This is a genomic window from Ramlibacter sp. GS1-15, from assembly GCF_057785015.1.
In genome coordinates this window covers 88377-101015 of sequence record NZ_JBYNTU010000002.1, presented here as the reverse complement: position 1 = coordinate 101015, position 12639 = coordinate 88377, and the positions used below count along the sequence as shown (strand labels likewise).

Below are 12639 nucleotides of genomic sequence, written 5' to 3'. Positions count from 1 at the left end.
AGGAGAGAGCGACATGAACGTGCAATGGCTCAATGCGGCGGCTATCCTCGGATCGGTCCTCTATGCGCTGATCGGCGTCATCGTGTTCTGGCTGAGCTTCATCGTGATCGACAAGATGACGCCCTACCACCTGTGGAACGAGATCGTCGAGAAACACAACGTCGCGCTGGGCATCGTGGTCGGCGCGATGTCGCTGGGGATCTCGATCATCGTCGCCGCCGCGATCCACGGCTAGGGACCGCCATGGCCGAAGCCGCAGGCGTGCGCGCGCCGGCGCCGCGCCCCGTCGAGGTGGCGCTGCTCGCGTCGGTGTTCGTCGTGGCGGCCTGCGGGCTGGTGTACGAACTCGCGGCCGGGGCGCTCGCGTCCTACGTGCTGGGCGATTCGGTGCTGCAGTTCTCCACCGTGATCGGCAGCTACCTGTTCGCGATGGGCGTGGGCTCCTGGCTGTCGCGCTTCTTCGAGCGCCAGCTGCCCGCGCATTTCCTGCGGATCGAACTGCTCGTCGCCTTGGCCGGCGGCTTCATGCCGGCGCTGCTGTTCGTCGCCAACGCATTCCTGGCCCACGGCTTTCGCGCGCTGCTGTACGCGCTGGTGTTCGCCATCGGCGTGCTGGTCGGCATCGAGATCCCGCTGGTGATGCGCATCCTCAAGCGCAACGTCGCCTTGCGCGACCTCGTGTCGCAGGTGCTGACGTTCGACTACCTCGGTGCGCTCGCGGTCTCGATCGCCTTCCCGCTGGTGCTGGTGCCGCAACTCGGGCTGGCGCGCACGGGGCTGCTGTTCGGGCTGATGAACGCGGCCGTGGCGCTGTGGACACTGGTCGTGTTTCGCCACGAGATGCGGCGCCTGCCGGCCCACGCGGCCGCCTGCGGCGCGACCATCGCCGCGCTCGCCGCCGGCCTGGTGGTCGCCAACGGCATCACGACGGTCGCCGAGGACCATTTCTACCAGGAGGCGGTCGTCTTCGCGGCCACTTCTCCCTACCAGCGCATCGTCGTCACGCATGGCCGCGCGGGGTACCGCCTGTTCCTGAACGGCAACCTGCAGTTCGCCGAGCGCGACGAGTACCGCTACCACGAGGCGCTGGTGCATCCGGCGATGGCGGCGCACGGCGCGCCGCGCAAGGTGGCGATCTTCGGCGGCGGCGACGGCATGGCCGCGCGCGAGGTGCTGCGCTATCCCGGCGTCGAGAGCATCACGCTGGTCGAGCTCGACGCCAACATGACGCGCCTGTTCTCCACGCACGAGGCGCTGGCGCGCCTCAATGGCGGCTCGCTCACCTCGCCCAAGCTGAAGGTCGTCAACGCCGATGCCTTCCAGTGGCTGCAGGACACGAGCGAGGTGTTCGACGTCATCATCGTGGACTTCCCGGACCCGACGAATTTCTCGCTCGGCAAGCTCTACACGACCTCGTTCTACGCCTTGATGGACCAGCACCTGGCCGCGAGCGGCTACGCCGTGATCCAGACCACCTCGCCGCTGGTGGCGCGCGAGAGCTTCTGGACGGTGGTGGCCACGCTCGAAGCCGTGGGCCTCGCCACTGCGCCTTATCACGCGAACGTGCCGAGCTTCGGCGAGTGGGGTTACGTGATCGCCGGCCGCCGGCCCTATCGCCAGCCGCGGGCGCTGCCACCGGGTCTCAGGTTCCTCACGCGCGAGAGCCTGCCGCTCGCCTTCGACTTTCCGCGCGACATGGCGCGCGTGCCCGCGCAGCCGAACCGCCTCTCGAACCAGCTGCTCGTCACGACCTACGAGCGCGAATGGGGCAAGGTGCAGCCATGATGCGCCGGCGCGTGTTGCTGGCCGGGGCCGGCGGGATCGCGCTGGCGGGCTGCGGCAACGAGCGCGTCATCACCGGCGGCTTCAATGGCGCGAGCGTCGAGCGCGCCCACCTGCTGCGCGGCAAGCTGCCCAACGCGGCGCCCGCCTTCACCCGCAAGGTCGATGTGCTGATTGCCGGCGGCGGCATCGCGGGCCTGTCCGCCGCCCGTGCGCTGCGCCTGGCCGGCATCGAGAACCACGTCGTGCTCGACCTGGAGGACCAGATGGGCGGCAACAGCCGCGGCGGCAACGTCGGCGGCATCGCGTGCCCACTGGGCGCCCATTACCTGCCCGTACCCGGCGAGCACGCCGGCGAGGTGCGCGATTTCCTCGAGGAGATCGGGCTCGCGAAGCGCGTCGCCGGGCGCTGGCAGTACGACGAGCGCCACCTGTGCCACAGCCCGCAGGAGCGCCTGTTCTTCAATGGCCAGTGGCAGGAGGGGCTGCTGCCCGTGCAAGGTGTCGGGCCCGGCACGATCGCGCAGTACAAGCGCTTCGCGCAGCTGGTCGAGGATGCGGGGGAGCGCGCGCCGTTCCGCCTGCCGCTGCGCGGGCCGGTGCCGGCCAGCCACCGGGCGCTGGATCGCACCACCTTCGCCGACTGGCTGGATGCCGCCCGCCTGGACGACGCGCACCTGCGCTGGTACCTCGACTACTGCTGCCGCGACGACTATGGCGCGGGACTCGCGAGCGTGTCGGCCTGGGCCGGCCTGCACTATTTCGCGAGCCGCCACGGCTTCACGCCGCCCGGGGAGCAAGCCGAGCCCGAACAGCTCCTGACCTGGCCGGAAGGCAATGCCTGGCTGGTCAAGCGGCTGGCCGACCCGCTGGGCGATCGCCTGCAGCCGGCGCGGCTCGTGATGCGAGTCGGCGCGCTGCGCCATGGGGTCGAGGTGCTAGCCTTCAATTTCGTCACGCAGCAGGTCGAACGCTGGGAGGCCGCGCACTGCATCCTCGCGCTGCCGCTGTTCGTCGCGGCGCAGCTGCTCATCGCGCCGCCGCGTGCCCTGTCCGAAGCCGTGCAGCGCCTGCGCTACGCGCCCTGGGCCGTGGCCAACATCCACATCGAACAGCCCTTGCACGACCGCCCGGGCGCCGCGCCGGCCTGGGACAACGTCCTGTACGGCGCGCGCGGCCTGGGCTATGTCGATGCGGGCCACCAGAAGCTCGATCCGCTGCCCGACCCGACGGTGCTGACCTGGTACCGCGCCCTGGGCGACGTGCCGGGCGGACGCGCGCAGCTGCTGTCGCGCCCTTGGGCGTCATGGCGCGACGAGGTGCTCGACGAGCTCTCGGACGCGCATCCCGACCTGCGCGTCAAGGCGCTGCGCATCGAGGTGGCGCGCTGGGGCCACGCGATGTCCATCCCGGTGCCGGGCATCCGCACCAGCGCCGCGCTGGCGGCGCTGCAACGTCCCCAATCGGGCATGTGGCGCCGCGTGCACTTCGCGCACAGCGACCTCTCGGGCTATTCCGTGTTCGAGGAAGCGTTCACGCAGGGCTGGCGCGCGGGACAGGCCGTACGCGCCGCCTCGGGGAAACCCTAGCGGCCTGTGACGCATTGCAGGCTTCCCGCACAAATTCGGACTCCGGTGCCATCAACGGGGCACGGTTCGCAGGTCGAGCTTCTCCGGTCAGCTAGACTCGCACCCGCTGTACCGTACCTCCGTTCTGTGTATGTCCGAATCCACTGCGTCCGCCTCCCCGCCGCTCGCCGATGCAACCCTCCTGCTTGAAATCGCGCAGCTGGTCGTGCAGGCACTGAACCTGGAAGTCGCCGCGGCCGAGATCGTTCCGGACGAGCCTCTGTACGGCGACGGCTTGGGCCTGGATTCGATCGACATCCTCGAAATTGCCCTCGTGGTGTCCAAGCACTACGGCCTGCAGCTGCAGGCCGGCAATGAAGAGAACCACGCGATCTTCCGGTCGCTGCGCAGCCTCGGCGACCATATCGCCGCCCATCGGACGAAGTGACGTCCGGACACGGGGCGCGAGTGAGCCAGGCTTTCCGCTGGGGAGCGCTCGCCGTGGCGGGCATTGCCTATTCCGTGCTGGAGTACCGTGCGGCCGTCTCTGAAACGCGTGACCTGTTCGGCGCTGCCGTGGCGATGCTTCCGCTCGCCGCGTTCGCGCTCGTCATGGCCTGGCGGTCGGCGCATCGCCTATCATTCGTCGGGTCCTGGCTCGCGGGCTGCGCCTTGCTTCTTGTCGCGAGCGAATGGCTGGTCGCGCACTACCACTGGGTGTTCCTGATCCAGCACGCGGGGATCTACACCTTGCTCTGCGCCACCTTCGGCAAATCGCTGCAGGCGGGCCGCACCCCCCTGGTCACGGGCTTCGCCCGGCTCGTGCACCGCACCATGACGCCGGCACTCGAGGCGTATACGCGGGCCGTCACCTGGGCCTGGACCCTCTATTTCGGCGGCGTGGCGCTGATGTCGCTGCTCCTGTTCTGGCTGGCCCCGATCACGGCCTGGTCCATGTTCGCGATCGTGCTCGGGATCCCCCTGCTCGCGCTCATGTTCATCGGCGAATATGCGGTGCGCTGCATCGTGTTGCCGCCCGCGGACCGCGCCGGCCCGCTCGAGGCGATCCGTGCGTACCGCCAGTCGTCGGGCGGCTCGGCGCGCCAGCCATGAGCACCTACCCGCTCCTCACCCACGACGGGGCCGACCAGGTCGTCGCCTGGAGAGGTGGCGAACCCATTCGCGCGGCCCGCTTCCTGGCGGATGCGCGGCGGCTTGCTGCAGCCTTCCCCGAGGGCGAGCACGTCCTCAACGCATGCGCCGATCGCTACCGGTTCGCCGTCGGCCTGGCGGCGGCGTTGATCGCCGAACGGATCAGCCTGCTGCCGCCTGCCCTCACACCGGAAATGGTTCGCCAGGTCCGGACCTTCGCGCCCGACCTGTTCTGCCTCACGGACCAGCCGCAGCCGCTGGATTTGCCGCAGCTCGTCTGGGACGAGGCCGTCGCTCGAGAGGCCGGCACCGATCCGCTTGGCGCCGATACCTTTCAGGTCCCGCAGATCGACGCGTCCCGCGCGGCAGCGGTTGTGTTCACCTCCGGATCGACCGGCGTCCCCGTCGCCCATCGCAAGACCTGGGGTGGCCTGGTGCAGAGCGTGCGCGCCGAAGCGCAACGGCTCGGCTTGCAGGGCGGTGCCCGCCACACCATCGTGGCCACGGTCGCGCCGCAGCACATGTACGGGTTCGAATCCACGGTGCTGGTCGCATTGCAAAGCGGGGCGGCGCTGACGGCGTCGCATCCTTTCTACCCGGCCGACATCTGTGCCGAGCTCGCACGCGCATCCCGCCCGTCCTTGCTGGTCACCACGCCCATCCACCTCAAGGCGCTGCTGGCCTCCGGGCTGGACGTGCCCGCGCTCGACCTCGTCCTGTCGGCAACCGCACCGATGCCGCCGCAATTGGCCGCTGCGGTCGAAGCGCGCCTCGAGGTGCCGCTGCTCGAAATCTACGGATCGACGGAGACGGGGCAGATCGCGTCGCGCCGTACCACCGAGAGTCCCGAGTGGCGGCTCTTTCCCGGCGTGTCGCTGACCCTGCGCGACGGCGGCACCTGGGCCTCGGGCGGACATGTCTCGCCCGCCATCGCGCTGGCCGATGAAATCGAGCTGCTCGACGCGAACCGATTCCTGTTGCACGGGCGCACCGCGGACCTCGTCAACATCGCCGGCAAGCGCAGCTCGCTCGGCTACCTGAATCACCAGCTCAATGCCGTTCCCGGCGTGATCGACGGCGCATTCTTCATGCCCGACGACGAGGCAGGGAACGACGCCGTGGCCCGGCTGGTCGCCTTCGTCGTGGCACCAGGCCTCGAGCGCGGGCAACTGCTGTCCGCACTGCGCGAGCGGATCGACTCGATCTTCCTGCCGCGGCCGATCGTCATGCTCGACTCGCTGCCTCGCAACAGCAACGGCAAGCTGCCGCGCGAGGCCCTGCAGGCGCTGGCTCGCCGACTCCTGCGTCAAGGCGGCACGAATGCACAGTGAGACGATACTGCGCATCGATCCGGACCATCCGGCGTTCGCCGGTCATTTCCCGGGCACTCCCATCGTTCCCGGCGTGTGGCTGCTCGACGCCGTCATTCACGCATGGCAGCAACTGCAGGATTCGGGCGACGCCGCGCATGCGCCGCTCGTGCGGGTCGACGCGGCCAAGTTCCTGAGCCCGGTCGGCCCCGGTGAAGTCCTCACCATCTCGCTGGACACCACCGCGGACGGGCGCGCGCGCTTCGAGATTTCGGGCAAGGGCCGCAAAGTGGCCAGCGGCAGCCTGGCCCCCGGGAGCGCCTCTTGAACGGCGCCGACTGGAAAAGCCGCCCGGAACGCAGCAACCTCTTCGCGCTGCGTCTCATGACGTGGATTTCCCTCACGATGGGCCGCCGGCTCGCGCGGGTCGTCCTTTACGCGATCGCCGCCTATTTCCTCGCCTTCGCGCCCACCGCGCGCCGCGCCTCGCGCGTGTATTTCCAGCGCCTGCGGAACTTGCGCACGCCCGGAGATGCCGGGTGGCGGGACCTCTTCCGGCACTTCCTGTGGTTCGCCTCGGTGATCCACGACCGCATCTACCTCATCAACGACAGGCACGAGCTCTTCGACGTCCGCGTCCACAACCGCGAACTGGTCGACAACCTGGTGGCGCAGGGGCGGGGCGCATTCCTCATCGGGGCCCACCTGGGCAGCTTCGAAGTGCTGCGGGCGGTGGGGCGCGACCGCGCGGGCCTGAAGATCGCGATGGCGATGTACGAAGGGAACGCGCAGAAGATCGCCGCCACGCTCGCTGCGATCAACCCGAATGCGAGGCAAGGCGTCGTCGCGCTCGGGCAGGTCGGCTCCATGATCCAGGTGCACGAACTGCTGCAACAGGGAACGGTCGTCGGCATGTTGGGCGATCGCTCGCTGGGCAACGACGAAACGCGCACCGTGGAGTTCCTGGGCGCGCCGGCCGAATTGCCCCTGGGCCCGTTCAGGATGGCGGCGATCATGAAATGCCCGGTGCTGTTCATGACAGGCCTGTACTGCGGCGCGAACCGCTACGAGATCCACTTCGAAGCGCTCGCCGATTTTTCCGACGTGCGGCCACGCGAACGGGCTGCGGCCGTGGAGGCGGCGGTGACGCGATATGCTGCATTGCTGGAGCGGCATTGCCGCGCGGAGCCTTGCAACTGGTTCAACTTCTTCGACTTCTGGGCCGCTCGGCCATGACCACACGGGCCGTGATCGCTGCGGGCCTGGCGCTGGCTTTGTCCAGCGCGCTCGCTGCCGACTGGGACGTGCAGCAACTGATGGATTCGCTCGCCCGGCACAAGTCGGGGCGCGCGACCTTCGTGGAAACGCGGCGACTGGCGGTCCTCAGCAAACCGATCGAGTCGTCCGGTGAACTGGTTTATGTCGCGCCCGACAAGCTCGAGAAGCGCACGCTCAAGCCCCGGCCCGAATCGATGACCGTCGATGGCGACGCCCTGACGGTGGAGCGCGGAAACCGCAAATACCAGGTGCAGCTGCAGGCCTATCCCGAGCTGGCCGCCTTCATCGACAGCATTCGCGGCACCCTGGCCGGCGACCGCAAGGCGCTGGAGCGCAGCTACCGGCTGTCGATGAGCGGCACCGCGGAAAGCTGGGTGCTGCAGCTCACGCCGCTGGACGAACGGATGAACGCCGTCGTGCAGCGCATCCGGATCGCCGGCGTGCGCGACCAGGTGAACAGCGTTGAAATCCTGCAGGCCGATGGCGACAGCTCGCTGATGGTCATCGAGCCGGCGACGGCAACGCGATGATGCGCATCGGCCGCCCCGGTGCCATGGCCATCGGCCTGTGGGCGGCGTTCCTCGTGGTGTGCCTGGTCCTGGTCGGACGCACGCAGTTCACGACGGACCTCTCGGCCTTCCTGCCGCGCAGCCCGACGCCCGAGCAGCAACTGCTCATGGACCAGTTGAGGGAAGGCCTGGCGTCCCGGCTCATCCTCGTCGGGATCGAGGGCGCCGATGCCGCCACGCGCGCCCGGCTTTCCAAAGAGACGGCGCGGCGCCTGCGCCAGGACCCGGCCTTCGTCAGCGTGAACAACGGCGAGGCCGTGAACACCGAGCGCGACCGGGAATTCCTCTTCAGCCATCGCTACCTGTTGAGCCCGGCGGTCACCCCGGCGCATTTCGAGACGCCCGGCCTGCGCGCCGCGCTGCAGGACAGCGTCGACCTCCTGGCCTCCTCGGCGGGTCCGGTGGCCAAGGGATTGCTGCCGCGCGATCCGACCGGGGAAATGCTGCAGTTGCTGGACCGGCTCGGCGCGGGGCGCACGCCGAAGCTGGCGGACGGCGCCTGGTCCTCGAGCGACGGTGCACGGGCCTTGATGCTGGTGCAGACGCGAGCCGCGGGTTCCGACACCGACGGACAGGAAAGCGCGATGCACGCGATCCGGCAGGCGTTCGAGGCGGCGGCGGCGGGCACCGCATCGCCCGTCCGGCTCGTGATGACCGGACCGGGTGTCTTCTCGGTCACGTCACGCGAAACGATCAAGTCCCAGGTCACGACCTTGTCGATCATCGGCACGGCCCTCATCGCCACCATGCTGCTGTTGGTCTACCGCTCGGTGTCCGCGCTCGTGCTCGGCCTGCTTCCGGTGGCGAGCGGCGCACTGGCCGGTGTCGCCGCGGTGAGCCTCGGCTTCGGCACCGTGCACGGCATCACGCTGGGCTTCGGCACGGCGCTGATCGGCGAAGCCGTCGATTACTCGATCTACCTGTTCGTGCAGTCGGAACAGCAAGGCGGCGACTCGCAAGCCTGGGTGCGGCGCTTCTGGCCCACCGTCCGCCTCGGCGTGTTGACTTCCATCTGCGGATTCGCGTCGCTGCTGCTGTCCGGTTTCCCGGGCCTGGCCCAGCTGGGGCTGTATGCCATCGCCGGGCTCGTCGCGGCCGCGGCCGTGACCCGCTTCGTGCTGCCGCACCTGTTGCCCCGCGGCTTTCGCATTCACGATGTCACGGCCATCGGGGCCGTGCTCGCACGCTGGGTCGAACGCGCCCGGATCCTGCGCTGGCCGGCGATGGTGCTCCTCGTCGCGGCATGCGTGGTGCTCGTGCTGCACCGCTCCGAGCTGTGGAGCCGCAACATCTCGTCGCTCAGCCCCGTCTCGCAGGCGGAGGTCGCGCTCGATACGCGCTTGCGCGCGGACACCGGCGCACCGGACGCGCGCTACCTGGTCGTGGTTTCCGGCGCCAGTCGCGAAATGGTGTTGCAGTCGTCGGAGCGCGTGGGCGCCGTGCTGCAAGAGCTGGTCGATCGCGGCGACCTGGCAGGCTTCGACAGCCCCAGTCACTATCTGCCCAGCATGGCGACCCAGCAAGCGCGGCAAGCCAGCCTGCCTCCGCCCGAAGTGCTCCGGGCCCGTCTCGCGCAGGCCGTGCAGGGGCTGCCCGTGAAGGCCGACACATTCGCGCCGTTCGTTGCCGCCGTCGCCGCCGCGCGCACACAAGCGTTGATCCAGCCCCGCGACCTCGAGAACACGTCGATGATGATGGCCGTGCAGGGACTTCTCATCGAGCACGACGGCGGCTGGAGCGCGCTGCTGCCGTTGCGCTCTGCGCCGGGGCGCGACATCGAAGGCCCGCGCGTGCGCACCGCGCTCGAGACGGCCGGCGCCGCCCGTGCCCTGTTCGTCGACCTGAAGACGGAATCGGACCGCCTGTATTCGGGATACCTGCAGGAGGCGAGACTGCTTTCGCTCGGCGGACTCGCGGCGATCATCGCCCTGCTGCTCGCCGCCACCCGGTCGCCCACGCGTGTGATGCGCATCGTCGCCCCGCTGGCGGCCGCCGTCCTCATCGTGACCGCGGCGCTGATCGCCTCGGGCCAGCAACTGATCCTCCTTCACCTGGTCGGCCTCCTGCTCGTGGTGGCGGTCGGCTCGAATTACGCGCTCTTCTTCGATCGCGCCGAATCCGATGGCGCGATCTCTGCGCGCACCCTCGCTTCCATGGCCTTCGCCAACGCGACCACCGTCGCGGGCTTCGGCGTGCTCGCTTTCTCCAAGGTCTCGCTGCTGCAGGCCCTGGGCATCACGGTGGCGCCGGGCGTGGTCCTCGCGCTGCTGCTTTCCGCGATCCTGGCGAGGCCGCATGACTGAGCCGCGCTGGCACTCACCCCTCCTGGTGCGCGTGTCGATCGCGCTGCACGTGCTCGCTGCGCTGGGGGTGATCGCGGCCCCGCGCTACTGGCCCTGGGTGCTGGCAGCCGTGATCCTTGACCACGGGGTGATCGTCGCCGTCGGCCTGTGGCCGCGCAGCCAGTGGCTCGGTACGAACTGGACCCAGTTGCCCGCCGCCGCCAGGGCCCGCAACGAAATCGCGTTGACCATCGACGACGGGCCGGATCCCGCCGTCACGCCGCAGGTGCTGGACATCCTGGAGCGGCACGGCGCGCGCGCCACCTTCTTTTGCATCGGCTCGCGGGCGGCGCGCCACGCCGACCTCTGCCGCGAAATCGTGCAGCGGGGCCACTGCGTCGAGAACCACAGCGAGCGCCATTCGCACGACTTCTCGTTGCTCGGTCCTTCGCGCGTGCTGGCGGAATTGCGGGCGTCGCAGGCAACGCTCGCGGCCATCACGGGCGAACATCCGCGGTTCTTCCGCGCGCCGGCCGGTTTGCGCAACCTGTTCCTCCATCCGGCGCTGGGCCGGCTGGGACTGACGCTGGCGAGTTGGTCCGTGCGCGGCTTCGACACGCGCGTCAAGGACCCCGCGCGCGTGACAAGCGCGCTGCTCGGCGGCTTACGACCCGGCGCGATCCTGCTGCTTCACGATGGAAACGCTGCGCGCACCGACCGCGGCATTCCCGTGGTGCTCGATGTCCTGCCTGCCTTGCTCGAGTCGGCGGCGGCCCGCGGCTTGCGCCCGGTCACGCTCCGGCAAGCGGCCGAATGAACCCGCGCGGCGCGGCCCCCTGGTACCGGCAGGCCGCCGCGGCGGTCGCGTCCCACGTGGCCCTGAAGGCCATCGGCACCACCGTCTTCGTAAGCCTCTTTTTCGTTGCGTATTTTTACGTCCTCAGGCGCCCCGCATCCCCGCCCACCATCCTGCCGGTCACGGCATTGGACCGGTGGATCGGTTTCCAGCCGCTGGCGTTGCCGATCTACCTGTCCCTGTGGGCGTATGTGTGCGTGATGCCGGCCTTCTTTTCCACCCGGGCCGCGCTGTGCCGGTATGCGCTGGCGATGGCCCTGATGTGTGGGGTGGGCTTGTCGATCTTCTATCTGTGGCCCACCGCCATCCCGGCGACGGACATCGACTGGCACCGCTATCCGGAATTCGCATTCCTGAAGAACATCGATGCGACCGGCAACGCCTGCCCGTCGTTACATGTCGCGACGGCCTTGCTGTCGGCCGCGTGGTTCGATCGCGTGTTCCGCGGTTTCGGCGCTCCGCGATGGCTGGTCGCAGGCACCTGGGCCTGGTGTGCGGCGATCGTGTATTCGACGATTGCAGTCAGGCAGCACGTGGCGCTGGACGCTGTGGCCGGCCTGGTGCTGGGCGGCCTGGCCGCCTGCTTATCGCTGCGGGGTGGAAGCCGCTAACATCGACGCATCTTCAGCCAGGTAGTTCTTCCCCTGACTCCGCTCTGGATTTCCCATTACACCGCGACGAGTGCGATCGGCCGCGGCCGTGCGCCAACGCTGGCCGCATTGCGCGAGCGGCGCGGCGGACTGGTGCCGTGCGCTTTCGACACGGTCGACCTGCCGACCTTCATCGGCGAAGTCCCGGGCGTCGATGACGTTCATTTGCCCCGCGAGCTGGGCGCCTTCGACTGCCGCAACAACCGGCTCGCGTACCTCGGGCTGATGCAGGACGGCTTTGCGGAGGCCGCTGCGGCCGCCGCGCGCCGGCACGGCCCGCGGCGCATCGGCGTGTTCCTCGGAACGAGCACTTCCGGCATCCTCGAGACCGAACTGGCCTATCGTCGGCGCGATCCGGCCACGGGCGCGCTGCCCGAGAATTTTCGGTACGACACGACGCACAACACCTTCTCGCTCGCCGACTTCACGCGCCATTGCCTGGGCCTCGCAGGCCCGGCAGTCGTCGTCTCTTCCGCGTGCTCGTCGAGCGCCAAGGTGTTCGCATCGGCGCGCCGCATGATGGCCGCGGGGCTGATCGACGCGGCCGTGGTCGGCGGCGTGGATTCGCTGTGCCTCACCACCTTGTACGGTTTCAATTCCCTCGGCCTGGTGTCGCGCCAGGCGTGCCGCCCGTTCGATGCGGCACGCGACGGAATCTCGGTCGGCGAGGCGGCCGCGTTCGCCCTGCTCGAGCGCGTGCCCGGCAGCCTCGACGCGGATGCCGTACTGCTGCTGGGCGTGGGCGAATCCAGCGACGCGCACCACATGTCGTCGCCGCATCCCGACGGCCTGGGCGCGCGGCTGGCGATGGAAGGGGCGCTTCAAGCGGCCGGCCTCGACGCTGGCGAGATCGACTACATCAACCTGCACGGCACCGCCACGCCGGGCAACGATGCTGCCGAAACTCGCGCGGTCGCCGCGATCTTCGACGGCACGCCGTGCAGTTCGACCAAGGGTGCGACCGGGCACACCTTGGGCGCCGCCGGAGGACTGGAGGGCGTCATCTGCGCCCTCGCCCTGCAATCGCAGTTCATGCCGGGCGGATGCAACACACGGCAGGTGGACCCGGCGCTGCCCCTGAACTACCTGCTCGAAAACCGCGAGCAGAAGATCGGGCGCGTGCTGTCCAACTCGTTCGGCTTCGGCGGCACGAATTGCAGCCTGGTCTTCGGCCTCGCGGGGTGAACCAGCG

Annotated in this window: 13 protein-coding genes; all 13 read left to right on the top strand. The window is 69.3% G+C overall.

Going from position 1 to position 12639, the window contains the following annotated elements; genetic code table 11:
* Positions 1–13: 13 nt before the first annotated feature.
* The 13 genes from AC3EF3_RS19480 to AC3EF3_RS19420 all read left to right on the top strand — a co-directional run bounded on the left by AC3EF3_RS19480 (position 14) and on the right by AC3EF3_RS19420 (position 12632).
* The gene (locus AC3EF3_RS19480) at positions 14–235 is read left to right on the top strand and encodes a DUF350 domain-containing protein (protein ID WP_488533919.1); all 222 of its coding nucleotides are present in this window, start codon (positions 14–16) and stop codon (positions 233–235) included.
* Between the two features lie 8 nt (positions 236–243).
* Positions 244–1785, top strand: a complete 1542-nt coding sequence (locus tag AC3EF3_RS19475; RefSeq protein WP_488533918.1) for a polyamine aminopropyltransferase — start codon at positions 244–246, stop codon at positions 1783–1785.
* Positions 1785–3371 (top strand): flavin monoamine oxidase family protein, encoded by a 1587-nt coding sequence (locus tag AC3EF3_RS19470; protein WP_488534113.1) that lies wholly within the window; start codon positions 1785–1787, stop codon positions 3369–3371. The genes AC3EF3_RS19475 and AC3EF3_RS19470 overlap by 1 nt, the downstream gene beginning before the upstream one ends.
* 130 nt (positions 3372–3501) lie before the next feature.
* Positions 3502–3798, top strand: a complete 297-nt coding sequence (locus AC3EF3_RS19465) for a phosphopantetheine-binding protein (protein ID WP_488533917.1) — start codon at positions 3502–3504, stop codon at positions 3796–3798.
* A gap of 20 nt (positions 3799–3818) precedes the next feature.
* The gene (locus AC3EF3_RS19460; RefSeq protein ID WP_488533916.1) at positions 3819–4463 is read left to right on the top strand and encodes a COG4648 family protein; all 645 of its coding nucleotides are present in this window, start codon (positions 3819–3821) and stop codon (positions 4461–4463) included.
* Positions 4460–5833, top strand: a complete 1374-nt coding sequence (locus AC3EF3_RS19455; protein ID WP_488533915.1) for an AMP-binding protein — start codon at positions 4460–4462, stop codon at positions 5831–5833. The genes AC3EF3_RS19460 and AC3EF3_RS19455 overlap by 4 nt, the downstream gene beginning before the upstream one ends.
* Positions 5823–6140, top strand: a complete 318-nt coding sequence (locus AC3EF3_RS19450) for a 3-hydroxyacyl-ACP dehydratase FabZ family protein (RefSeq protein WP_488533914.1) — start codon at positions 5823–5825, stop codon at positions 6138–6140. The genes AC3EF3_RS19455 and AC3EF3_RS19450 overlap by 11 nt, the downstream gene beginning before the upstream one ends.
* Positions 6141–6196: 56 nt before the next feature.
* Positions 6197–7048, top strand: coding sequence for a lysophospholipid acyltransferase family protein (locus tag AC3EF3_RS19445; RefSeq protein ID WP_488534112.1), 852 nt, complete (start codon positions 6197–6199; stop codon positions 7046–7048).
* Complete coding sequence (locus AC3EF3_RS19440) at positions 7045–7620, top strand: LolA-related protein (protein ID WP_488533913.1); 576 nt, start codon at positions 7045–7047, stop codon at positions 7618–7620. The genes AC3EF3_RS19445 and AC3EF3_RS19440 overlap by 4 nt, the downstream gene beginning before the upstream one ends.
* Positions 7620–9962 (top strand): MMPL family transporter, encoded by a 2343-nt coding sequence (locus AC3EF3_RS19435; RefSeq protein ID WP_488534111.1) that lies wholly within the window; start codon positions 7620–7622, stop codon positions 9960–9962. The genes AC3EF3_RS19440 and AC3EF3_RS19435 overlap by 1 nt, the downstream gene beginning before the upstream one ends.
* Entirely contained in the window at positions 9955–10758 is an 804-nt protein-coding gene (locus tag AC3EF3_RS19430; protein ID WP_488533912.1) for a polysaccharide deacetylase family protein, read from the top strand. The genes AC3EF3_RS19435 and AC3EF3_RS19430 overlap by 8 nt, the downstream gene beginning before the upstream one ends.
* Positions 10755–11408, top strand: a complete 654-nt coding sequence (locus AC3EF3_RS19425; protein ID WP_488533911.1) for a phosphatase PAP2 family protein — start codon at positions 10755–10757, stop codon at positions 11406–11408. The genes AC3EF3_RS19430 and AC3EF3_RS19425 overlap by 4 nt, the downstream gene beginning before the upstream one ends.
* 33 nt (positions 11409–11441) lie before the next feature.
* On the top strand, positions 11442–12632 hold the full coding sequence (locus AC3EF3_RS19420; protein WP_488534110.1) for a beta-ketoacyl-[acyl-carrier-protein] synthase family protein: 1191 nt from the start codon (positions 11442–11444) through the stop codon (positions 12630–12632).
* Positions 12633–12639: the final 7 nt, after the last annotated feature.